The sequence below is a fragment of the Rufibacter roseus genome (assembly GCF_001647285.1).
Classification (GTDB): Bacteria; Bacteroidota; Bacteroidia; order Cytophagales; family Hymenobacteraceae; genus Nibribacter; species Nibribacter roseus.
In genome coordinates this window covers 266,827-292,165 of sequence record NZ_LRML01000005.1, presented here as the reverse complement: position 1 = coordinate 292,165, position 25,339 = coordinate 266,827, and the positions used below count along the sequence as shown (strand labels likewise).

13 protein-coding genes are annotated in these 25,339 nt (G+C 46.3%); 10 read left to right on the top strand and 3 right to left on the bottom strand.

What is annotated here, in order from left to right; all coding sequences use genetic code 11:
• Positions 1–805 precede the first annotated feature (805 nt).
• From A8O23_RS09640 to A8O23_RS09630, 3 genes are all read right to left on the bottom strand, one after another.
• Positions 806–2,125 (bottom strand): N-acetylmuramoyl-L-alanine amidase, encoded by a 1,320-nt coding sequence (locus A8O23_RS09640; RefSeq protein ID WP_066620179.1) that lies wholly within the window; start codon positions 2,123–2,125, stop codon positions 806–808.
• Between the two features lie 6 nt (positions 2,126–2,131).
• Positions 2,132–3,028 carry a TolB family protein gene (locus tag A8O23_RS09635; RefSeq protein WP_082882978.1) on the bottom strand — a complete coding sequence of 299 codons (897 nt, stop codon included), beginning with the start codon at positions 3,026–3,028 and terminating at the stop codon, positions 2,132–2,134.
• Between the two features lie 1,558 nt (positions 3,029–4,586).
• Positions 4,587–5,003 (bottom strand): hypothetical protein, encoded by a 417-nt coding sequence (locus A8O23_RS09630; RefSeq protein ID WP_066620174.1) that lies wholly within the window; start codon positions 5,001–5,003, stop codon positions 4,587–4,589.
• Between the two features lie 349 nt (positions 5,004–5,352).
• Here A8O23_RS09630 and A8O23_RS09625 point away from each other — a divergent pair, with 349 nt between their 5' ends.
• The 10 genes from A8O23_RS09625 to A8O23_RS09575 all read left to right on the top strand — a co-directional run bounded on the left by A8O23_RS09625 (position 5,353) and on the right by A8O23_RS09575 (position 25,016).
• On the top strand, positions 5,353–5,802 hold the full coding sequence (locus A8O23_RS09625) for a hypothetical protein (protein ID WP_066620172.1): 450 nt from the start codon (positions 5,353–5,355) through the stop codon (positions 5,800–5,802).
• Positions 5,803–5,994: 192 nt separating this feature from the next.
• A complete protein-coding gene (locus A8O23_RS09620; protein WP_066620170.1) occupies positions 5,995–6,267 on the top strand; it encodes a hypothetical protein in 273 nt (90 codons plus the stop codon).
• Between the two features lie 281 nt (positions 6,268–6,548).
• Positions 6,549–7,586, top strand: a complete 1,038-nt coding sequence (locus tag A8O23_RS09610; protein ID WP_066620165.1) for a succinylglutamate desuccinylase/aspartoacylase family protein — start codon at positions 6,549–6,551, stop codon at positions 7,584–7,586.
• 84 nt (positions 7,587–7,670) lie between these two features.
• Entirely contained in the window at positions 7,671–10,106 is a 2,436-nt protein-coding gene (locus tag A8O23_RS09605) for a TonB-dependent receptor (RefSeq protein ID WP_066620162.1), read from the top strand.
• Between the two features lie 406 nt (positions 10,107–10,512).
• Positions 10,513–11,223 (top strand): ABC transporter ATP-binding protein, encoded by a 711-nt coding sequence (locus A8O23_RS09600; protein ID WP_066620160.1) that lies wholly within the window; start codon positions 10,513–10,515, stop codon positions 11,221–11,223.
• A gap of 1 nt (position 11,224) precedes the next feature.
• The gene (locus A8O23_RS09595) at positions 11,225–12,646 is read left to right on the top strand and encodes an ABC transporter permease (RefSeq protein WP_066620159.1); all 1,422 of its coding nucleotides are present in this window, start codon (positions 11,225–11,227) and stop codon (positions 12,644–12,646) included.
• Between the two features lie 3 nt (positions 12,647–12,649).
• Complete coding sequence (locus A8O23_RS09590) at positions 12,650–14,032, top strand: ABC transporter permease (RefSeq protein WP_066620157.1); 1,383 nt, start codon at positions 12,650–12,652, stop codon at positions 14,030–14,032.
• Positions 14,033–15,242: 1,210 nt separating this feature from the next.
• Positions 15,243–21,974 (top strand): T9SS type B sorting domain-containing protein, encoded by a 6,732-nt coding sequence (locus A8O23_RS09585; protein WP_082882977.1) that lies wholly within the window; start codon positions 15,243–15,245, stop codon positions 21,972–21,974.
• Positions 21,975–21,987: 13 nt separating this feature from the next.
• Positions 21,988–22,944 (top strand): PorP/SprF family type IX secretion system membrane protein, encoded by a 957-nt coding sequence (locus A8O23_RS09580; protein ID WP_066620153.1) that lies wholly within the window; start codon positions 21,988–21,990, stop codon positions 22,942–22,944.
• Positions 22,945–22,982: 38 nt separating this feature from the next.
• Positions 22,983–25,016, top strand: a complete 2,034-nt coding sequence (locus A8O23_RS09575; protein WP_082882976.1) for an OmpA family protein — start codon at positions 22,983–22,985, stop codon at positions 25,014–25,016.
• The last annotated feature ends 323 nt before the right edge of the window (positions 25,017–25,339 follow it).

The window sequence follows — 25,339 nt, the reverse complement described above, 5'->3', positions numbered from 1 at the left end:
CTCTAGACTTCATAAACATCATGCCTAAAATGTGTTCAGTGCAAAGAGGCGCTGACTTACAGAGGACTTATTATTTTTTTTTATCTAAGCAATGATATGTATAATTTTTATTATACACAATGAATGTATGTTGTTAAATTTTGATGCTATGTGCTTATAGACAGAAAGTTAATAACCCTTTGGAAATTAACTTTTCGAAAGTGTTTCTTTGAGAAAAGTTAATTTTAGGATTAGAATTTAAGCAGAATAGCACCATCCCTGAGTTTTGTTTTTGACCTGTTTTTAGGAAAACAAACTCAAAAAACTCATTCAGCAACAGTAATATGGAAAACCCTAAACAGTTTCAAATTTAGGTTTGACTAGATTTTATTAAATTGTAATTTAAAAAGGGAGCAATTCGGACAAGTTATAACTGGTGTAGGATTGAAACTTAGTTATGAACCCTAATACCAAATATTAAGGTTAGAAACATGTACTGTGTGGTCTTCCTGAAATAGCAAAAGCCCTTGTAGGCGGAAGCTTACAGGGGCTTTTGCTATTAAGGGTTCAGGAAATCGCCTGAATGGGCAATAGCTTAAAATGCTAGATTAGCACCTTATTAGGTGTTTTAAGATGCTTTCTAAGTAGTTGATTTTATCTAGCCATGTAAACATTGAGGCTAGGAGTGTTTACTGGGTCAGAGAATAAGGGACAGCAATAAATGATGTGGTCTTTCTAATCAATCTATAGGCTTGGGTGCAACGTGTTTGAAGATAAAAAGGCAGCCTTAGGTGCGCCGTGGTACACCAAAGACTGCCCTGAAACATTATCTCTTTATGAACCTCTTGGTTACTTTCTTCCCGTCGATGACCATATCCAAGATGTAGACCCCGCTTTTGAGGGAGGAAATGTCGATTGGCGTATCGCTTGCCAGAGTAGGCAAGGTGAGCACGGTCTGTCCTACCGAGTTAAGAACTTTTCCGCTGGCGGCCGTTCCGGCAAAGCGGACGGAAAGCTCGTTATCAGCTGGGTTAGGGTAAGGAACAGGGGCTTCGGCCACTTCGGCAACTTCCATATTTGCGGTAGCCATTCTTGCTGTTGATACCTTGCTAATTCTTAACCAGTTCAGGTTCCAGCCGCCCGAGATCGCACTTAGGCGCAACGTGTAGGTGCCGGCTTGGTTGATGTTAACAGTGTGGGAAATGGTAGTCCAGCCCGTCTGCCAACCCCCTGTGGCGGGTACATTCACGCGTCCAAGTATCACCACGCCGGTGAGAATAGCCTCTATGGTGCCCCCTCCAGGCAGGCTGGCTACCCGGTACTCAATCTTGTAGCTACCTGAGCTTGGGAAGGTGACGTTGCTGTAAGATATCTGGTCGCCGGTATCTATATGACTCACATTCAGACCGCCGCCGGTGTCAGAGCAGGCCTCAGTTTGCACATAAGGCGCAGAAGAGTAACTCTCTCCCTGTATGAGAATAGAGGTGGTTGATGGGGAGCAGGTTGAGGTGCCAAGGCTGTTTTTAAGCGCAGTTACGTAAGCGGCGGCAAATTTATTTCTCCAGCTGTCGTCTAGTAGCTTAGTCTTATCGTTTGAATCAACAAAACCAATTTCATTTAATACGCCAACGGCATTGTTGCTATTCAAAACCCCTAAATGGTATATATAGGTAGCATCTTCCACTGAACGCCGGTTAGTCCAACTGCCGCCTGCCGCCATGCGGTTCTGAACCTCCTGCGAAAAATTGCTGTTGGCGGTTGTGCCTGAAGTGCTCCTGTTGCACCAGAAGGTTTCCGTTCCGGTTCCTCCCCCTGCATTACAGTGTATGCTTATGAATCGGTTTGCGCCCCAGCTGTTTGACATGTCTCTGCGCTGGGATATTGAAATCCACCCGTTTCTGGTGGTTCTTGTCATATGTACTTTATAGTTAGAGCACTGGCTGTTTAGTTGATCTCTGAGCTTAAGCCCAACAGACAGTGCTGTCGCTATCTCAGTATCGGTACGGCCGTCTGGATTACTTCCATCTGCTTTGTACCCATGTCCTGGGTCTATGACTATTACCTGCCCTTGTACCGTAAGCGTTAAGAAAACCAGGCAAACAGCTAAAGCTGCTTTGAAACAGATGTTTTGTATATGTTTAGTCATGATAGGTTACTTTTTTATTTTTAAATCCGCTACGTATATTTTGCCTGTTTTCTCATCAGAGAAAGCAATCTTCTTCCCGTCAGGAGACACATCCGCCCACATCTCAATTCTATCAAGGGTGTTGGTAAGTTTAGTTTTAGCGCTATTGCTGATGGCGATATGGTATAGCTCAGAGCCAGAAATTTCATGGCCGTCCTTGGACTCATCTTCAAACGTGAGTATTCCGCTGCCATCAGGTAGCCAACTGCTAGGCAAACCAACCCCCAGATTCTTGCGCTTTCCTTTTCCGTCAATGGAGTACAAGTACATATTGGCGCCCTCGCTTACTACTACCTTCTTGCCGTCAGGCGAAATCAGTGGGCTGTAAAACTGGCCCTCTTCTGGGGTGATGACCCAAGGCGTACCGTTGCCTACTCTGGCCTCTAGTTTAAGTGTCTCGGGGTTGATGTACACTTTCAGAGAGGGGCTTTTCCTTGCCGAAAAAGAGCGATTGGCTGTTGCGGATTTATCTTCAGATAAGACGCGCTCCCTGCCGCCCTTCACGTCAATACTTTTTTCTACAAGTGCCCTGGAGCCAGTAACAGTAGTTTGCTGTTCATAAAAGATTACGCTCTTGCTGTCTGGTGTCCACCTGGCTTTGTATCCAATTCCCTGCCCTTCTTTTATTTTTTGCACACTGCCATTTCCGGCAATTTCTGTTATGTACAGGGCATCGTTATGGTGGTCAGTAAACAAAAGTTTCTGGCCATCTGGTGACCATACCGGACTGCTGTATTCCATGTTACCCGAGGTTACTTCTCGGATGTTTTGTAGTGCAGGCTGCAGGGTTTGTGCCTGAAGGTTCACACTTCCTATTGAAAGACTCAGGTAGGTGAAACAGCATAGTGTTCTTTTTAAATTCATGGGGGTTGTTAGTTAGGTTAAAGTTTAAATATTGATAAAGTAATGGCGGAGTTATCCACCCTCTCCAGTGCTCCGCTTCGCTGAAAAGGTAACAGAAGGACTATTTGTTTGTGCTCCTTTTAGGGACACAGGTTTAGCATTGCTAATGCCAATGCATTACCCCAGCTAGTGCTCTCCTCTACCTTCACCATCTTACCCCAGAACTGTTATAAGAAGGGTGGTTAGCAGAGAAAAACTATTTAGTAAAATTGATTAGAATGATTAATGAAAATTCAAGACATGTGATTGCTTCCCAATTAGGATCTCATCGAATATCTTGGGTGACGAAGCGTTAAAGTAAATAGAGATTGGGTTTGGCAGTTCTTCTGTAATGGAAGGCTGTGGTAAGAAAGGGTAGGTAGTGAAAATAAGGAGCTTGGTAAGATAAACCTGTCTACTTTAAACTTAAATGGCTTCATGCTTAAAATAATGTTTAGCTCAAAGAGACAGTTACATGTTAAAAATTTGCTGTATTAATCTTAGCACAATTGTATAGCTTTTATAATATTTTTTTAAAGCTATATTGTTAAAATAAATTTATCCTGCGCTTGTAAACTCAGCTTTTATATAGATCATGGCTAAATGTCAGCGGAATATGATCTTTTAAAAAGGAAATTTTTCAATATCTAATAACTGTAACTATTTCGTTAAAGCATTTGATTATTCTTGCTTGTGAGATGATAAAGAAAATGTATGAAGTATCTTATAGTATTGATAGAAGTAATAGAAAGTTCGGTAGTTATTATTAGAGCTGATCAATAGCCAATATTATGTATTCTGCCATTTTCTATGAAATATACTCATAGGCTGGGGGTGTTTTAAATAAAATTCATTTTAGATCCTGATTGTAACATAATTGTATAATCAAGTAGGTTAATTTTTTTAATAAAAATTATTAAGCCCTTGTTCTTTTTTAGGCATCATTCTCTGCATATATATGTGCAGCCTAAGAAAGAAAGCTTTTTTCTAATTGGCAGGAATAGGAGAGGTTTTTAGAAAGTGCGAGCGAATTCACAAGGATGGGTAAGGCCTGAGATTAAGGTTTAGATCATGTTTAAATATTGGCTTTCATGGTGCTAATATCAAATCCCGCAGCCTTTTGGGGCGGCCATAGCAAGAACCTGGCATTGCCCTTTCCTCGCCTTCGCAGCTCCCTAACTAGACCCAAAAGTGCTTTGGCAGAACCTTTCTTTGGCCAATTTTTAATTATGACCCCAAAACTTAAACATGCTCTAAAATTTGTTAAAGATGCGTAGTAGGTTTGTCATCAGAAAGTTAGATGACTCATTCCTTAGGTCTACCTAGAATGAGAAAGGCCTTGTTAGTTAGAACTTACAAGGCCTTTTGCTTTATGCAAGTAACTTTCTTGGTGTCTTTCTTCTTATTAAGTAGCATAGTCTAATAAAAGCTTTACTATACTCTTAGCTTTGAAAGTTCGTAAGTGAATTGTTTGCCAATACAGTTATTTAATCCTTCTATTCTCAGCAGAACGAGTAATGTTCCTTGAATAAAAGAAGCCCTACTCTGAAGTAGTGAAAGGTTCTTTCAGCCAGGCTAAAGCCAGTATTCTATTATCAAACTCTTTAGTGGTCATTTCACCTTGGCCTTCTGCTCTTTTGTATATCTGTTCTACCGCAGTGCGGTTAAAAAAATCTTCTGACATCAAAACGGCATTACGCCTTAATGAAGACTGCTGAAGTCTAGGCAGGATTTCTTCTGCAAACCACTCCTGGTCTGCCTGACGAATGGCTTTCATTTTTCGGTTATCGCCGAGCCATCTTAGAACCTTATGTTCTTCTATCAACTGGACGCAATTTGTGATAGCTTCCCTAAACTCCTGGCTGTTTAGAAAACCGTCCCACACAGCTATGCCTAGCTGCAACTCCTCCTCGTAAGTGATAGTAACTACTTCATTCTGGTAGTAAACTGTTGCCATTAAATGGAAATCTTGAGTTTATAAGAAACTAACAAATATAATTTCCTTTCTCCTACGGATAATGATAAGTTTAAGCTAAAATTTGAAATAATCTCCCTCATCAGAAGCTGAAACACCAGTTTCCCCCGCTCCAAAGTAAAAGAAGACACGGCAGGAGCTCTTTAGGCATACTAAAGCTGGATATTTGGTCTTTGCCGGCTTGCAGTCCAAAGTCTATTTCATTAACTTCATATTTTCCTGTCTTTTGAGCTGACTAAATTAAGTTTCTTGATAAGGAGCAAGCGTTAATTGAGGAAGAAAAATTGAAGTAATCCATACTCGTAAGTATGTTATTTTAATAAGGCCTTATATGGAAAAGCACAATAATATTCCTCTGCGTGTGGAGGCCTACAACAGGCAGTTTAAGAACAGTGAATCAAAAATTTTCATAAAAGAAGGGGCTGATCCTTTCGAGGCTACTAGCTATTCAAGCCAGTTATATGAAAAGTATGTGCAGAAAGGGGGCTTTTTGGAAGTAAAAGACGGCATGTATCTTTTCATCTGGAAAATAATTCACCCCATGGGTATACGGGTAAGGGCACTGAATTTTCTACAAGTGCTAGCCTATCTTGAATTCTATGACGAACTCCTAAAGGAGAAACACTTGAAAGCAATGGCCGTCATTAAGCAGCACAATGAGAGAGAAAAGGCCAAGCAACTTACCAAGGAGGAAGAGTCGCAGAAAAAGATTGAGTTGGAAGAAAAAGACGGGGTTACCTTTATCAAGAATACCAACTTTGTGATTAGTAAAATCATGTAGGGATAAAAGACTCTACAAAGGCAAGATGCTGATCAATAATAGGGAGCTAATTATAGAGTGTCATCTTATGCAGCGTAGATACTAAAATTAGGGACAGCCTTGTTTTTCAAATTTCAGCCTTACCTTTGTCTCGTCGTGCAGAGGTTTGCCCACTATATCGCAATTGTTTTTCTGCTGCTCTTTTGCCAGGTAATGGTACCAGAGTCAGTACTGGTGGCGCTGCATGAACATGAGCATACAGAGGCACATGAGGCACCGCTCCCTGAGGCGGAGCACATGGTAGATAACGTCCACCTGCACTGTGACTCGCACGAATTTTCGTTTTCAGAATTCATTCTGCAAACCCCCTTTACCATAAAAGTAAGTACCCCCCAATTAAGTACCTTAGTGCCCTATTTCCAGTTCGTCTGGAAATTCACCTTCCCCAATAACATAGACCTGAGAGGGCCTCCCAGCCTTTCTTAAATCCTTTTTGCTTCTTGTTTGAACAGGTTTTTGCGCCAGGTGGGGCAAAAACAGAACCGTGCGCCATTCGCATTGGGGCTTTCCATGCTTTGCCTTATAGCTAAGCTTAGTGATTGTTCCTGCCCTCCCTCCAGTTTTTTCAAGCAAGTAGCGCCTCCCTTATTTTTCGCATTCCCCTTTTCAGGCCCTAACAGGGCTGAGAACAGGTATGCCATTCTATCACAAGTTAAAGAGCTTCCGTCTGCCATTTCTTAGGCTGGAAGCATCCATTCAGGTCTATTATGAAAACCCGTATTGTTCTCTTTTTCATGTTGCTTGGGTACGTAGCCCAGGCCCAGGTAAAACCTTTTTCTTTCCAGAACCGCCAAATCAAACCTGGCACCAAACAGTCCTTTCTTATTCCTGTGGTTACCGCGCAAGACAGCACAGTAATACCCGTCACCGTATTCCATGGTGCCAAGAAAGGCCCAGTGCTGGGCATAACGGCAGGAGTGCACGGGCTGGAGTACGCGCCTATCATGGCGGCGCAGGCGCTCAGCAAAGAGCTGGACCCTGCCCAGATGAGTGGCACGGTCATTCTGGTGCACCAGGCCAACGTGCCCGCTTTCCTGAACCGCAGCTTTAGAGTGAACCCGTTTGATAACAAGAACCTGAACCGCGTGTTCCCAGGCAAGAAAGACGGCACCAGCACCGAGCGTCTGGCCTGGATTATTTCCAATGACATCATCTCCCGCTGCGACTATTTTATTGACGTGCACGCAGGCGATGCCAACAATGACCTGCGTCCTTACTCAGGCTACTACAACTACTTTAACATGCCTGAGGTCTCAGAGAAAGCGCGGCAGATGGCGGTGGCTCTGGGGTTTGACTTTATTGTGCAGTTCGGGAACGAGCCAGCGCTGAACGAGGCAAGTGTCTATTGCTCCCGCGAGGCCACCAAACGCAACATTCCCGCCGTGGACATTGAGTGCGGCCGCATGGGCATAGTGGAGGAGAAGCCTGTGCTGCAGATTGTGGAAGCCCTGAAAAGCCTCATGCGCCACCTGGCCATTCTTAAAGGGCAACCGAACAATGTGGTCAACCCTGTCATGGTAGGCCAGCGCACCAACGTCATCAGCGAGCAAACGGGCTTCTTCTTCAGCGACCTCACCAGCGGCGACTATGTGAAGAAAGGCATGAAACTGGGCTACACCACCGACCTCTTCGGCAACCACCTGGCCGATGTGTTCTGCCCCGTGGACGGAGTGATTCTCTACAAGACCTTCAATCCGCCCGTGAAGCAAGGCGACGGGCTTTTTAACATCGGCCACATCCAATAACCCTTATTACTTAAAAACGATTTTCATCCGCAGGAATCGGTAGGGGAAATCCATTCCCTTGCAGATGATGGCTCCTTCATTTTTATGAAAAGATACATGTTGCTGATTGTCTTCGTGCTGACGCAGATAACAGCTTTCGCCCAAATAGATGGGCACGTGACGGGTTTTGTGAAAAACAGCAAAGGAGAACCTTTGGAGGGCCTCACCCTCACCCTGAAAGAAAACAACGCCTTCGCGGCGGTGACGGCGGCCGACGGTTCGTTCCACCTGCACCACGTGCCCGCGGGCACCTACACCTTGATGGCTTTGGGCCTGGGCTATGTCACCGAATCCCGCACCATTACCCTTTCTCCTACTAACCCAGAAGTGGTGGTACAGTTCACCCTACGGCAAAACTCCCAGGCGCTGCAGGAAGTGGAGGTGCTGGGCCGAAAAGAGACCACCTACAAAAGCGAGTACAGCTTTATTGGTACCAAAACCGCCACCCTGGTCATGGACGTGCCGCAGACTATTTCCACGGTTACCAAAGAGCTCATGGAAGACCAACAGGCCTTTACTCTCAATGACGTGGTAAAAAATGTGGCGGGCGTGAACCAGTATTCCAGCTATGACGACCTCACGGTGCGTGGGTTCAGGAACGGCTATGAAAGCGGTTTCAGGCTGGTGAACGGCCTGCGGTCGGGGTACAGCTTTGGCAACGGGTTCTTCAGGGTGCCGCTTACGGTGAACCTGGAGCGTGTGGAGGTGTTGAAAGGGCCAGGGGCAGCTCTGTTCGGAGACATCAACCCTGGCGGTACCATCAACATGGTGACAAAGAAGCCGCTGGAGGAAGACCGAAAAGCCCTCAGCTTTACCGTGGGTAGTTTTCAGACCATGCGCACCACCCTTGACTTTACAGGCCCGCTGAACGCAGAGAAGACCTTGCTCTACCGCCTTAACGTGGGCTACGAGAACACCAAAACGTTCAGGGAAGTAAACGACAAGGCCTCCTTCATCATCGCGCCCACCGTCACCTTCAGGCCCACCCAAAACACCACGCTGAACGCCGAGGTGGTGTTCAGCCATTTCAACGGGTACCTGGACCGTGGCCTGCCCATTCAGGGCGGCGATTTGTTCGCGCTACCGTTCTCGTTCAACGTGAGCCAGCCCAACGACCATTTTCGGGTAACTGATTTGTCGTTGAACGCCTTATTAAACCACAAATTCAACGACCGCTTTTCCTTCAACCTGGCCTACATGAAATTCTCTTACGCCGAGGACCTGAAAGAGCACCGCACCCTCAACACCTTCGCTGATGCACCTTTAAATACGGTTATGAACCTGCGCTACTTTGAGCGGCTGGCCAAGGAGTACACCGATAATGTGTCGGGCTACTTCGCCTACACCACCAAAACGGGCCGCCTGAGCCATAAGCTGGTGGCGGGGCTGGACTACGTGAAATTTGACACCGACAAGAACAGCACCATGTTTGAGGCCCGCCAGCGCCTGGTGAACGGGCAGGCCCAACCGCTGACGCTGGACCTGAAGAACCCCGTGTACGAGATAAAGGAAACCAGCAACTACATCCGTCGGCCGCTGCCGCAGTTCTTCATTGACTACATCAACTCATTGTACCACACCACGGGCCTGTACGTGCAAGACCAGATAGATGTAACCTCCCGTCTGGGCGTGCTGTTGGGGCTTCGGTACGAGATGTTCCGTGATGAGCGCGACTACGGAAACGGCGAGGAACGTGTGCAACAGAACGTGCTGTTGCCGCGCGCGGGCCTGACGTATTCGTTACTGGACAACCTGAATTACTTCGCCAGTTACAGCCAGGGCTTTAAACCTGTGAACCCGCAGTTTATCAAGTTCCCTGAGCGCTACGGAAGTGAAACACCTTTCCGCCACGAAGAAAGCTATCAGGTGGAGACAGGCCTGAAAGGCGAGTTTTTCCAGAAAGCCCTATTTGCCACTATTTCTTTGTACCAGATAGAGAAGCGCAATACGCTGGTGAACACAGGCGTGGTAGACGATGCAGGAAACCCCGTGTACCGCCAGAACGGCAAAGCCCGCTCTCGTGGCGTGGAGTTGGAGATGGCGGGGAATCTACTGCCCAACCTGAGCCTGAACGCCAACTATGCCTTTAACCACTCCGAGATTCTGAACGCCTCCGTAGCCGCCGAAAACGGCATGGTGGCCGCCAACGCCCCCAAACACAGCGCGGGGCTATGGGCCAAATACACCATTACGGCTCCCATTCTCCACGGCCTGGGCTTTGCCATAGGCGGCAATTACGTGAGTCGCCGCCGCATGGAGCTGCAGGTAACCGCCGTGAACACAGGCGAACTTATCTGGGACTACTGGCCCAGCTACACCGTAGCCAATGCCGCCCTGTTCTATGAAGTCAACAAGTTCAAGCTCAGCCTGAACCTGAACAACGTGCTGGACAAACGCTACTTCGTGGGCGGCTACGACTACTTCAGAGCCAGCCCCGCCGCCCCCAGAAATTTCCTGGTAACGCTGGGGTACACCATTTAAGGGGGAGAGGAGAATTCTGTTTCAGGGCCGTTTTCACAAAAGTAGGCCTAAAACAGAAAGTTACATTTCCCCTACAGCCTCAGCTAAATGCAGATTCTCCCCTTGAGGGGAGAATCTGCTCGAGGCAACAGCAAGGAGGAGTTAGATTTAGTTGAAGTCCAGTAAATCCGGATGATTAATCAGACGCATTTCGTCCCCCTTTGAAGGGGGTAGGGGGATGTCAAGGACAGTAGAAGTGCCAACAGCAAAATCTACAAAGGAAGATGCAGAAGGATTCTCAGGAATGCGTCATCAGCACGAGTAATCATCCCCCTGCCCCCTTCAAAGGGGGACTAAAAAGAACCCGTTTTGGGCTTATTTTGGCAAAAACAAGCCCAAAACAATCATCAATCGACAATTAACTAATATGGAATTTGCCTTAGAAGCAAGACAACTGAAGAAACAGTATCAGGACAAGCTGGCGCTGAAAGGATTGGACCTGCAGATACAACCTGGCGAGATTTTCTGCCTGCTGGGTCAGAACGGGGCGGGGAAGTCCACCACCATCAATCTGTTTTTAGGTTTCATTACGCCCACGGCTGGGGCGGCTTATATCAACGGGCTGGAGGTGGCCACGAACCAACTGAAGGTGAAGGAGTACCTGGCCTATATTCCTGAGAACGTGATGCTGTATCCCAACCTGACGGGGCTGGAGAACCTGGCCTTGTTCAGTAGCCTGGCGGGGTTTGACTACAAGAACGAAGAACTGTTGCAGTACCTGGTAGAGGCGGGGTTGCCTGCTGAGGCAGCTGCACGCAAGCTGGGTGCTTATTCTAAGGGAATGCGGCAGAAGGTGGGCATTGCCATTGCGGTGGCCAAACACGCCAAGGTGCTGCTGCTGGATGAACCCACCTCGGGACTCGACCCTAAAGCCAGCAATGAGTTTTCTGATTTGCTCCTGAAACTGAGCCGCCAGGGTACCGCCATTTTCATGGCCACCCATGACATTTTCAGGGCCAAGGAAGTGGGTACCCGCGTGGGCATTATGCGCGAAGGTGAGTTGGTGGATGTGCTGAGCACCGCCGAACTGGACGCGAACGAATTGGAACGATTGTACCTCAACTACATGCACAACTAAGATGGTGAGAAGCATAGCCCAAAAAGAATTCATCAGTACGCTCCGCGACAGACGCTTTGTGGTCTTGAGCGTGCTGGTGCTGCTGCTTTTGCTGGCGGCCACGGTGGTGGGGCTGTACAGCGCGCATACCCTGCAAGAGGAGCGCGAGGCGGCGCAGGAAGAAGTAAACCACCAGTTCCATAACTCCCAGGAAAGGCACCCGCACCGCATGGCGCATTACGGTTCCTATGCGTTTCGGCCCAAGTCCAGTTTGAGTTTCTTGGACTTTGGGCTGGACTCGTTCACGGGGACCTCGGTGTTCATGGAGGCGCATAAACAGAACAGCGCTAACTTCAGTCAGGCGCAGCAATCTACCTCGCTCATCAGGTTCGGGGAAATGACGGTGGCCTTTGTGCTGCAGATGCTGTTGCCGTTGCTTATTATTTTCCTGTGCTTCGGGGCGTTCACGCAGGAGAAGGAGACGGGTACGCTCAAGATTCTGCTGAGCCAGGGCGTGTCTTTGCGGCAAATTGCCTGGGCCAAGATTAGAGGCTACAGCAAAACGGTGGCGCTGGTGGTGGCGCCTGCGCTAATCCTGGCGGGGTTGCTGCTTTTCGGGCAGAACGGTTTGGACCTACAGCCTGACACACTGTGGCGCCTGTTACTGTTCGTGGCCTTTTACCTGGTGTACTTCTTTATTTTTATTGTGCTGGCGGTGGTGGTGTCTGCGGTACACCAGCGGTCCAGTACGGCTTTGGTGACCCTGCTGGGTATCTGGATTCTGTTTTGCGTCTTGGTACCCAAAGCCTCGGCCAACTTAGGCAACATACTCTACACCACGCCCACCAAAGCCCAGATGGATGCCGATGTACACGAGGAGGTAGCCAAAGGCATTGACGGGCACAACTCGCAGGATGCCCGTGCCGAAGCCCTGAAGCAAGAGCTGCTCCAGAAATACGGGAAAGATTCCCTGAGCCAGTTGCCCGTGAACGTGGACGGAATTATCATGGCCGTGAGCGAGGAGCAAAGCACAAAGGTGTACCGAGAACATTTTGAGAAGCTGACAGACACCTTTCAGAAACAAAACCGCATCTCTGAGCTGGCCGCCTTCCTGAACCCTTACCTGGCGGTGCGACACCTGTCTATGGGCATGGCGGGCTCAGATTTTCCGCACTACCTCCATTTCCAGCATGAGGCTGAGGAGTACCGTTACAACATGGCCCAAGGCTTGAATAACATTCAGGCCACCCGCCTGAAATACGGCGACAAAACCACCCGTCTCCGCTCAGATACCTGGAAAGAGTTCAAACCTTTCACTTATGAAACGCCGCCTGTGCAATGGGCGCTGCGCCATCATGTGCTGTCTTTGGCGGCGCTGGTATTGTGGCTGTTGCTGGTGTGTACCGTGGGCCTGCGGGTGATTGATAAAACGCAAATTGTGTAAAAGATGAAGAAATTCTGGATTCTGATAAAATACGAGTGGCTCAGTTTCAGAGCCGATAAAGGCCTATTGATTCTGGTCACGCTTGCCTTGCTGGCGGGGTTGTACGGCATCTACTACGGCACTACTGAAGTAGAGCGCCAGCGGCAGAACATTGCGGGGCTGGAGAAATTGACGGAGCAAAACGTGGAAGAGCTGAAAGCTAAGTACCCTGAGGGCACCGACGCAGGCGACATCGGGTATTACCACTCCACCTTCGCGGTACACCACCCCGATTCCTGGGCAGCTCTGGCGCTGGGGCAGCGCGATGTGAACACGTACTACATCAAGCTACGCCTACTCAACCTGCAGTCGCAGTTGTATGACACCGAGAACATTAATCCGCAAAAGGTGCTGGCGGGAAATTTCGATTTGTCGTTTGTCCTGGTGTACCTGTTTCCGCTGCTCATCATTGGATTGTGCTTTAACATTCTATCCATAGAAAAAGAGCAAGGCACGCTGCCGCTGCTGTTGTCGCAGCCCATCAGTCTGCCGCTGGTGGTGGGGGCCAAACTCACCTTCAGGATGCTAGTGGTGCTGAGCCTGGGGCTGCTGCTCTCGGTGGTAGCCATGGTCTGGGGTGGCGTGGTGCCTGACGGGCGGGTGGCGCTGTGGCTGGGCGTGGTGGTGCTATACTGCCTGTTCTGGTTTGCCGTGACTTTTCTGGTGGCGGCCTTGCAGAAGAACTCGGCATTCAACGCGGTGACTTTGCTGGGCGTGTGGCTCCTGCTCACCATTGTGATTCCTGCTTTGCTGAACGTGTACGTCTCTATGAAACAGCCCGTGCCGCAGGCGCTGGCGCTCACCACCCAACAGCGCGAGGTGGTGCACGGCGGCTGGGACAAACCCAAGCGCGAAACCATGGAGCAATTCTTCACCCTATACCCGCAGTACCGCGATACAACTGAGATTAAAGTGCATTTTGTCTGGCGCTGGTACTACGCCTTTCACCATTTAGGCGACGTGGCCTTGGCAGATTTGGCCCGCCAGTACAAAGAAAGCCTGCTGGCGCGGCATGAGCTGGTACAGAAGATGAATGTACTGAGCGTGCCCGTGAATGTGCAGGGCATCTTCAACGCGGTGGCGGGTTCAGATTTACCGTCTTACGTGCAGTTCCTGCAAAGCGCCACCCAATACCATGATGGATTGCGGGAGTTTTATTACCCGTACCTTTTTAATCAGGTCACCTTCACCCACGCTGACTTCGCCAAAGAGCCCAGGCACCATTTTGCCAGCGTGCCTGACACAGCCTCGGCGGTAGCGGGGCTGGTGAAGCTGCTGGTGAGTGTATTGCTGGTGTTTGGGGTAGCGCTGTTGCTGTTTAGGTGGAGAGTGGCTTCAGTAAAGTAAGGCTTCTTCTGTTTTAGACCTCATTTTCTAGAAACAGGCTTAAAATGAACGAATGCTGTCTACTGTGGTCATGAATAATTAACTTATAGCGGATGTCGAAAGATGTGCTATAGGGAGCAAGCCCTTGTAAGAGAAATCTTTCAAGGGCTTTTTTTACTTGCGGACAATTCCCATAGCGCATATTTATGTGCTAAGAATCATCTATTTAACATCAGAAATATGCATCTTTAAACTCCTGTTAAAATTGGGTGTGGGCGAGAGCCGTTTTCTTTTTTATTCTTTTTTCTCTGAAGCAGGCGAAGAAGTTCCTAAAAAGTGGCACGAGCATAGGTGTTGCATCTTATAGGCGTAAGAAAAAAAGGTTGTGGCTAAAGTGTAGTAATTATTAGTTTCTGGTTTCTTTATGCCTGCAGGCGCCTGATTTAAGAACCTGTCAAACTTCCCTCAAGAAAATCTCTTCTGTAGGTAATTAAACTTTGGCTTATGAATTGTCATGATGGGCATCTAAGCCATTGGCGCTGCATCTGTCATATCAAAAAAAGCTGCATCAAAAGTATGATGACAAGAAGGGTAAAAAGAGAATATTTGAAAGGGCTTATTAATGAATGACTTACTCTTTGTTGCCGAAAAAGATAACCTATGGGCACGTAAAGTTAAAGATTAATCCCTTCTATTATGAGCAGGATGGCTTTTTTGACATAGTTGGCTTAGTTTTTCAATTGAAGTTATTGCATTTCTAATTGCTTTTATTGCACACTTTAATTTAGTTATCAAATTAACCATGCCATGGGAATTAAAATCTATTCAAGAGGGTTTGGCGAGAGAAATACTATTGTTAGGGGAAAATTAGTAGTGTGGGTTTAAATAATTTCTAACGCTGATTTAGCCCAACTGACTACTCACTTTTAGGTATTTCTTTGAAAAAGAATAGGTTTATAGAAATAAGTTTATATTTTGCTTGCTATTTGCTCATAGAATTTAATAAATTTGTGTTGTTGTCGTTTTTTGGACAATAATAATAGAAACAACCGCGGTTTGCCCCTCCCCCAAGCCAAAGCCATGGTTAAAATGCTCTTAGGTTGTGCCTCTGCATCAGAGGTGAATGAGTTTATATGAATTATGGTTCCTTCTTATTGAGAGCGTAGCTGACAAGTTGCTTGAATAGAACTGCCTGTAGAATTGAATGCTTTAAGGTGTTAATTAAGCTATCATGAGATTACGCGTACTATTGTTTTTGCTTACATTGCTGTTGGGGGTAAAGGCTAATGCGCAAATCCTTAAGTTTTCTGATATGGAACTGGTGCATAGTGTCAGCCCAGGTCCATACAGTATAGGAGATACCATTACTTATAGGATTACAATCAAAAATTTAGGACCTGATGACAATCCATTAGTTACTATGTTCTTCTATGGAAATGGAGTGAGGTTTTTTGAAGATCCCAAAACTATTTACCACTTCTCTGGAGGAACGCCTCAAAACGAAAGTCTTAGAGCTCTGACTAGCATTACGTGGTCATACGCCCCGCGGGTTTTTCCTGCCGGGGACAGTGCTGTATATACGGTGCGAGGTATTATTATATGGCCCCAATTTGTAACGTATTATTTTAATACCTACACATTGGGGGCTAATATAGATTTAAATTTAAAAAATAATTCTATTGAAAGATCCCTCTGCGCGACACCACCAAAGCCAGGGGCAATTAGGGGAAATACTTCGCTCTGTATTAATTCTACTCGTAACGTATTAGAGGTAGATGAGCACGAGCATATCAGTAGGTATAAATGGGTTCTGCCGGAGGGTTGGGAAATTACGTCTGGCTTTGAAACCAATCGAATTGAATTTACCACTAATGGAGTGCAGGCAGATTGGGAAATCAAATTGTATTCTATTAACTTCTGTGGAGATAGCAGGGAGTACAGTGCCTATAAGGTGACAACGGTGGCAGTTCCTCCGCCCATGCCTAAGAGCATTACCGGTAGTTCTGAGGTGTGTGCAGGCCAACAAGGTCTATCTTATTCCATTGAAAAAGTGCCAGGGGCAATTGCTTATACTTGGACTTTGCCTGACGGTTGGGCCATAGTTGAAGGAGCTGGAACCAATGCCATAAAAGTAAATGCAGGTTCAGCCAGTGGCACCATTAAAGTAACTGCTGATAATGGTTGCGGGGGAAGTGCAAACAGAGATCTGGAAGTTTTGGTTTCGCCTAGCACGCCGGCTGCTCCAGCCAGAATCAATGGTGATGCCATAGTTTGCGCAACCGCTGGTACAGTTACTTACAAGGTAGATGCAGTACCAAATGCTAGAAACTACCAATGGACAACTTCCGCTGGTTGGAGTATCATAAGTGGACAGGGTACCACTGAAATAGTAGTGAGACCTGCTGCCGGGGCCGGAGTAATTACTGTGCAGGCGCAAAATGCCTGTGGAGTTAGCCAGTCTGTTTCTTTGAATGTGCAGGGAATAAATGAAGCTCCTGTGCTTGGGGAGATAACTGGTAACGCTTCCCTTTGTGCCTCTGGTGCTGCACACGTTTATTCTGTAAAAGAAGTACTGGGTATAAAAGAATACAGGTGGAGTGTTCCTGCAGGCTGGTCAATTGTGTCTGGGCAGGGAACAAGAGAGATTAGAGTTACTGCTGGCGCTGGAAATGGCGAAGTTAGCGTAACGGCTGTAGGAGTTTGTAATACAGAAGCTAAAGCCTCTCTTAGAGTAGAGGTAAACTCTAAAGTGCCAGACTCCCCATCTGCCATAAAAGGGGTTGCCATTCCTTGTATTGGAAAAGAAGGTGTAGTTTATTCTATTGATGCAGTAGCAGGAGCCACTGAATATACTTGGAATGTGCCTTCAGGATGGGTGATTAGCAGCGGACAGGGTACCAACTCTATTTCGGTAGTTGTAGGCAAAAACGCCGGTAGAGTAACAGTGTTCGCTGAGAACGCTTGTGGAATTAGTACTACTGTTTTTCTATCTGTAAGTCCAACATCTCTTGCGCCTGCTGTCCCTACGGTTCAGGGTGAAACTTTTCCTTGTATTGGAAAGGAAGCTACGTTTGTGGCAACAGGTTCTGATTTTGTTTCAAGCTATGACTGGGAGTTGCCTAATGGTTGGAGCTTCATTAGCGGGCAAGGAACCAATACTGTAAAAGTATTGGTTGGCACGGTTGCTGGTGAAATCAGAGTTAGAGCCTCTAATGGCTGTGGTGTTAGCGAGGCAGGAGTATTGTCTGTAACGCCATCTAATGGTGTGCCAATTGCTAATTTTGAGCTAAAAGGCCCTCAAACTTTATGTGCCGGAAATACAGCTTCCGTAACGTATACTATAGAAGGTGCTGTTCAGGGAGCCTCTGAATACCTGTGGAAGGTGCCATCTGGCTGGACCATTCTTTCTGCGCAGGGCACCACACTTACCGTGCGTCCAGGTAGTTCATCTGGTAACGTGACGTTGACTGCAAAGAATGGCTGTGGGTTGAGTTCAGAAAAGTCTTTGGCAGTAGTTGTCTCTTCTGGCTTAGCGGCAGCTCCTGCTTCCATAAATGGTTTGAATTTCGTATGTGCTCAATCTGAGGCTACTTTTAGTGTGGCAGCCGTGAACGGTGCTTTGTCTTACCAATGGTCTTTCCCTTCTAGCTGGACTGTAGTGAGTGGTCAGGGTACCACAACGCTGGTGGTGAAAGTAGGGGCATCAGGTGTGGTTTCTGTGAAGGCTAATAATGGTTGTGGAGATGGTCCGGCTGTTAGTAAAACAGTGACTGTTCTAACAAGTGCTTTAGCTGCAGGTGCAATATCAGGTGAAACTAAATTATGTGCTGCCAATGCAGAACAAGTATTTTCTGTTGCGGCGGTTCAGGGGGCTACTGCTTATCAGTGGGCTGTTCCAAATGATTGGGTTATTTTATCTGGGCAAAACACCAGAAGCGTTCGGGTTAAAGTTGGCTCTGCAGGTGTAATACGGGTGAAAATTAATAGTGCCTGCGGGGTTGGGCCTGAGCAGACTTTGGCTGTGACTTTCAGCTTGCAACAGCCGGCTACTCCTTCTGCTATCACTTTTACTGGCAATGGTACTAATCCGTGCGCAGGTCAGGGTGAAATTATTTATTCTGTTGCGGCCGTGACTGGCGCCGATGAATACGTTTGGACAGTGCCTTCAGGATGGACCATCAACAGTGGTCAGGGAACCCGGGAAATTTCTGTAAAACCTGGCCGCACAACTGGGCAAATATCCGTTTTCACAAAAAATAATTGCGGACAGAGTGCTGCTGTAACTTTGTCGGTCACTCCTTCAGATGGTATTCCAACAACTCCAACTACCATTATAGGGGAGGCGGCGCCATGTGTCGGTAGGCAAGAAGTCTATGCTGTGAAAGATTCAGTAAAAGGATACGGCTATAACTGGACCCTTCCCAACGGATGGAGCTTTGTAAAAGGACAAGGATCACCAAAGATAACGGTAGTAGTAGGTACAGCTGCAGGTTCTATAAAAGTAAGGCCAAACAATAGCTGTGGTACTAGTGCTGAGGCAGCTTATTCAGTTGCGCCTAATAATGGAGTGCCTGTATTCTCTAGTAATATTACGGGACCAGATGCTCTTTGTGCCAATGCAGGACCTAATGTTCAATATACTGTTGCCGCCGCATCTGGTGCTACAAGCTACAGGTGGGAGGTTCCTGCCGGTTGGACCATTGTTTCAGGGCAAGGCTCTTTGTCTATTTCGGTAAGACCTGGGTCAACAGCTGGCGCTGTAAGAGTGTCAGCGGTAAATAGCTGTGGTCAGAGTTCTTCTCAACAAATAGCAGTGGCAATGTCTTCTAATGCCCCTGCTAAGCCGGGAGACATTTCCGGATCAGCTGACATTTGTGCTAATGCTACCCAGACATATTCCATTGCGGCAGTATCAGGTGCGTCTGAGTATGTTTGGGAGGTTCCTACTGGTTGGTCAATTATTAGTGGGCAAGGCTCTACTTCTATTGTGGTAAAAGCAGGACAAAGCACTGCTCAGGTGCGCGTAAGTGCAAAAAATAGCTGTGGCACCAGTGCGGCATCCTTCAAAGAAATAAATATGTCACTGGGTGCTCCTGCGCAAGTAGGGCCAATTAGTGGTGACAAAGCATTCTGTGTATCTGATCAGGCTCGTACTTACTCTGTTCCGGAGGCTGCCGGTACTAAAGACTATATCTGGACAGTACCTGCTGGTTGGTCAATTCTCTCTGGTCAAAGAAGTAGAGAGATAAGAGTAAAGCCGGGCAATGCAGGAGGATATATCAAAGTAGTGGCTGGCAATTACTGCAGCACAACCGCAGATTCTACTTTGGTTAGTGTAAGTACTACAGCAGAAATTGCATTGGGCGCTATTAAAGGAGAACAGAACCCATGCCAGGAAATTGGCGGCATTGAGTATTCAGTTGATCCTATAGCTGGCGTAGATAAATATACCTGGTCACTTCCTTCAGACTGGAGTATTACCTCAGGTCAGGGTACAAACAAAATCGTAGTAAGAACTGGTAAAGCGAGTGGTAACATCAGTGTATATGCCTCTAATGCATGTGTGACTAGTAAAACAGTTACTTTTTCTGCTGCGCCAAATCTCACCGGTCCGGTTGTTCCAGCCTCTATAATTGGTACAGCAAGTGTTTGTGCTGGGTCACAGGAAACATATCAGGTAGAAAATCCGGTGGCAGGTATTACTTATCGGTGGGAGCTTCCTGCTGGCTGGGCTGTTGTCTCTGGAAGTGGTTCTAGTTCAATAGTTGTAAAAGTAGGGTCTACTCCAGGAACCATCTCTGTTAAAGCTGAAAATAACTGCGGCGTTAGTGAGGCCAAAACAAAGTCTGTGAGCATTTCTACTGGTGTGCCTGTGCTAAGTGCAGTGAAGGGGGCAGGAGCAATTTGTGAAGGCTCTGTACAGACTTATTCTATTGACCCTATTGCAGGTTATGTATCTTGCCAATGGAGTCTGCCAGCTGGCTGGACAATAGTAAGCGGTCATAACACCTTGACAATACAGGTGAAAGCTGGAGCCAATTCTGGAGAAGTGGCTGTAACGGCTGTGAACGGATGCGGAGCAAGTGCTAAAAAAGCACTGGCTGTTACGGTGAATCCAGGTACTCTGGCCGCTCCAGGAGCAATTGCCGGTGAAATGGTGTTATGTGCTACAAGTACACAGGCTAAATATTCTGTTTCACCAGTAGCCGGAGCTACCGGTTATGAGTGGAAACTGCCAACTGGTTGGACAATAGTAAATGGAGAAGGTACTTCTTCTATAACAGTTAAACCTGGATCTGCGGCAGGTAGAGTTTCAGTTCTGGCCAAAAACGATTGTAGTAGAAGCAATGAATCAGGCGTAGATGTGCAAATATCTAATTCTGTTCCAGATGCTGTTGGTGAGATCACAGGCCCTGCGGAGGTTTGTTCTAACACCACTGTTACTTATGCTATAGGTGCAGTAACAGGGGCAGGCTCTTATGAATGGACTTATCCTACAAATTGGGAATATGTTAGTGGGCAAGGTACTACTACCATTACTCTTAAGGCAGTATCTACTGGAACCGTTAGAGTAGTTGCTAAAAATGCCTGTGGAAATAGCTCAAGTGCAGGTACTAAGCAAGTACAAGTGGTAGACGGTAATTTGGCTACTCCTGGTGCCATTCAAGTAAATGCCGATCACTTAACTCCTTGTGAGGGACAGAATGCGTTGGTGTTTAATATTAACCCAGTGGCTGGTGCATCTTCATACGTTTGGAGCTTCCCAGCCGATTGGAAAATACAGTCAGGCCAAGGAACTACAAGTATTACACTGACGGCGGGTAAATTAGCCGGGGAAGTAAGCGTAGTGGCCAAAAATAGCTGTGGTACCAGTGCAGTCCAAAAAGTAGCAGTAGCGCCTCAGCTAAGCAAGCCTGAAATTGCTGGTGAAATAGTTGGTTCAAATGCAGTTTGTACTAATGGAGGCACCGTTACTTATAGCATCAGTGGCGTGACAGGGGCAGATGTCTACAAATGGACTTATCCTACTGATTGGACACTGGTTTCAGGTCAGGGTACTACTACTCTTACGGTAACTCCTACTTCTTCAGGTAAGCTTGAGTTTACTGCAACCAATAGCTGTGGAGGCATTGTCTCAAGAAGCATAGACGTTATTGCGGTGCCAACAGGACCTCTTCCTTCTATGGCGATTGAAGGACCAAAGAAATTCTGCTTAGGAAACATTGCACAAGAATATAAAGTAGCTTCAGTTGCTGGCGTAACTTACACCTGGCAGGTGCCAACAGGTTGGAAAGTAATTAGTGGTGCAGGAACAAATTCCGTAACTTTAACAGCAGAGAAAGAAGGTGCAGTAGAATTGAAATTAACTGCAGTTTCTCCTTGTGGCGAAAGTAAAACCTCTACTGTGCAGGTTACTGTTGCCCCAACTCTTGGAGATAAGCCAACAATAAAAGATGAAAGCACTGCCTGTATAGGTTACCAGTTCTCAGTACCTTCAGTGCCTGGAGTGAACTACACCTGGAAGATAATTTCAGGAGGATCTAACTATAGCATAGTAAGCGGGCAGGGAACTAACCTTATCAAAGTGAAAGGTCCGGAAGATGGCCGTCAGGTGCCAGGACAGGTTCAGTTGGAAATCAGTAACAATGGTTGTAGCATCTTGACAGATGTATATGATATTGTGCCAGTTCCGTTAGCTCCAAAAGTAGAGGTGCCTAATACTTTCTCTCCAAATAATGACGGAAAGAATGATCTTTGGGAAATTAAGCATCTGTTAAACTACCCAGCCAATGAGTTGGTGGTTATAAACAGATGGGGAAGTGAAGTATTCCGTCAAAGAGGATATAAGAATACTTGGAACGGCGGTGGCTTGGCAGAAGGAACCTATTATTATGTATTGAAGGTTCGTCTATGTGAAGGTGAGGAAGTGACTTTAAAAGGCTATGTGGTGTTGGTACGTTAGGTAAAAGAAATTAATGAAAAGAGTTTTACTTTTATTGAGTACAGTACTTGGCATTTACATGGGAATTCCTCTTGCTGCGCATGCACAGCAAAATCCTCAATTCTCACAGTACATGTTCAATGGTTTGTTTTTGAATCCGGCTTATGCAGGTAGTAAAGGCTATACAAGCTTAAGTACTTCGGTGCGTACTCAATGGACTGGGTTACCCGGAGCACCCCTTAGCCAAACTGTAGGCATAGACGGAAATCTTAACAAGAAGTTGGGGGCCGGCGTAACCATTATGCATGATAGGTTAGGGCCTCAACGCTTTACTGAGGCAACGGTAAGTAGCGCGGTAAGAATAGACTTAAGCAGGAAAACTAAATTAGCGGTAGGTATTTCCTTGGGTGCTACGCAACAAGTAATGGATGGTACCATGCTTACTCCCGCGGAACGCGACGATTATGCAATTCCTATGGGAGTTGAAAGAGCCATCAGGCCAAATGCGAAGCTGGGGGCTTATCTTTTCAGTGACATCTTTTATGCAGGGGCGTCAGTGGGTAATTTAGTGCTGTTCAAGGAGGGGCTTCCCACAGATCCCAGACCACACTTTTATTTAACCACTGGCGGTATTATTGATCTTGGGCGAAACATGAAGTTTAAACCAAGTGTATTGTTGAAAGAAGATTTCAGTGGACCAGCAGCTTTAGATTTAAATGCCTTTATGCTATTCAAGGAGCAGATTTGGTTAGGAGCCTCTTTCCGGACAACCCTCAACATTTTCAATGATGAAACATATGCCATGAATACCAGGCTTGGAAATGCCATGGCTGCCATGGTAGAATTTTATGCCTCACCAAGGCTCCGATTCGGCTATTCATATGACTACTCATTAAACGTCTTCCAAAATTATTCAAGCCACGAAATTTCAGTAGGATACTTTTTCCTGAAGAAGCAATATGGCCGTATGCTTACCCCTCGTTATTTTTAAGCAGGAGACCACATCAGGCATTTAGTCTAGTACTTAGAATGGATAAAAGTATTATCAGTAAATTGTTTTCAGGAGCAAAGCTTTTCTTCTTGTTTCAGGCTTTTCTGTGTCTGTTCTTGACGATAGGTGTTGGGGTAGGTACGGTACAGGCACAAACTCCTACCGCTAAAGCAGATAAGCATTACAATGATTTTGATTATGCCTTAGCACTGGAAGAGTACAAAAAGCTCCTGACACAAAATGAGCCTTCCCTTCATATAATAGAAAATATTGCCCATTGTTACCGGCACATGAACCTGCCCGAAGAAGCAGAGTTTTGGTATCGTCAAACTATCAGCTTTCCTAATTCTTCTTCAGAGAACTTACTCTACTTTGCCAACGCCTGCCGCCAGAATGGTAAGTATGCTGAAGCAAAACAGATTTATAAACTTTTTGCCCAACGTGAGCCTGGCAAACAAACTGAAGTAGAGAAACTCATAGCCAGCTGCGATTGGGCTATGCAAACATTGGCACGGCCTGAGCCAGTAGAAGTTTATTTAGATAGTGCTCTTAATACAGAGTTTGCTGACTTTAGCCCAGTCTTCTTCCGGAATGGATTGGTTTTCTCTTCAGACCGTTTACGCGCACAGAGCACAGCTGATCAGAGAGTGTATGGCTGGACGGGTACTGCTTATATTCAGCTTTATTTCGCAGAACGTAAAGGTAACACCTGGGGCAATATCAAAGCATTAGAGAAATCAATTAATACCCAATACCACAACGCTACAGCTACATTCTCGCCAAACCAAAACGAGATTTTCTTTACCAGAACGAAGCAGGTGCATAACAAAGTTTTACCCGAAGCGCTAGCTGCGGGCGACAGTTGGCAGCGGTATTCTAAAAATGACAAGTTCATTAATAGACTTGAAATTTACAGTGCCACCTACAAGAATGACAAGTGGCAAGATGTTAAGCCCTTTACCTTCAACAAGGGTGATTCTTACTCAGTAGGGCATCCTGCTCTTTCTCCAGATGGGCAGGTTCTTTACTTTGCGTCTGACATGCCAGGCGGTTTTGGTCAAACAGATATTTATTTTAGTGAAAGACAGAAAGATGGGACTTGGTCCACGCCCAAAAATGCGGGTCCTGCCATTAATACTCCAGGAAAAGAGGTGTTTCCGGTAGTGCATGCCAATGGCGCGCTATACTTCTCTTCTGATGGGCATTTAGGTATGGGAGGTTTAGATATCTTTTCTGCCGAAGGTAGCCTGAGTAACTGGAGTAATCTGAAGAATCTACAGCACCCCTTTAACTCGCCTCGTGATGATTTTGGTTTGATTTATGAAAGTGACGGCAGGAGTGGCTATCTTTCTTCTAACCGGGAAGAAGGCGGAGGCTCTGATAACATTTACAGATTCAAGCCTCTGGAAATACCCTGTAAACTTGCTGGTGTTACTTACATGCGAACTAGAAGCCGTAATGGGCAGTATCAGGTAGAACCCGTAGAAGATGTACAGTTAGAAGTAACAGTGGTTGGAGAGGAAGGGGCTGCCCCATTTAAATTGATGTCTGATGAGAATGGCCATTTTCTGTTTGAGGTGCAAACCAACAGATCATACATGATCAAAGGAAGCAAGAAAGGCTTTTTGAACAGGACCTATCAGGTGACGCCAGATTGCCGTAAGGTAACAGACACTGTACAAGTTGAAATGGTGATGGAGCGAGATACACCTAATAGGCCCATAGTAATTGAAAACATATACTATGATCTTGACAAGTATGATCTACGCCCCGAGGCAATAGTTGAACTAGATAAAGTAGTGGCTATGCTAAGGGACAACCCTACTGTTAAAATAGAATTGAGTTCTCATACCGATAGCCGTGAATCGCACCGCTATAATCAAATACTTTCTGATATGAGAGCCTCGGTTGCAGTGAAATACATAATTTCTCAGGGTATAGATCCTAAAAGAGTTGTAGACAAAGGATACGGAGAAACAAAGCTACTGAACCATTGCAAAGACGGAGTTTCCTGTTCAGAAGAAGAACATCAGCTTAACCGTCGGACAGAGTTCAAAATCCTGAAGAAGTAAATCTTCCCTCGTTTTTGGCCTGTTTTTGTAAAAATGGCTTAAAAACAATTTGGTCTTCATTCCAATCTCTTATTTGATAAGACGTGATCATGTAGGCCACTTGCCTCTTATAAAGAAGAATAATAAATGCGGGAGTTATGCTGGTCTTTATAAACCAGCGTAACTCCCGCGCTTTTTGTTATCGCGGCCAAGAATAATCTTAAAACTTATTCATTTCTCCAGCCCGTAGAATATGCTTTGAGCCTGAACAGGTAATTATTGTAGGTAGTTGAATATGAGTCGGAAACCTTACCTTATAAGATAAAGAAAGCTTTTTGGCTAAT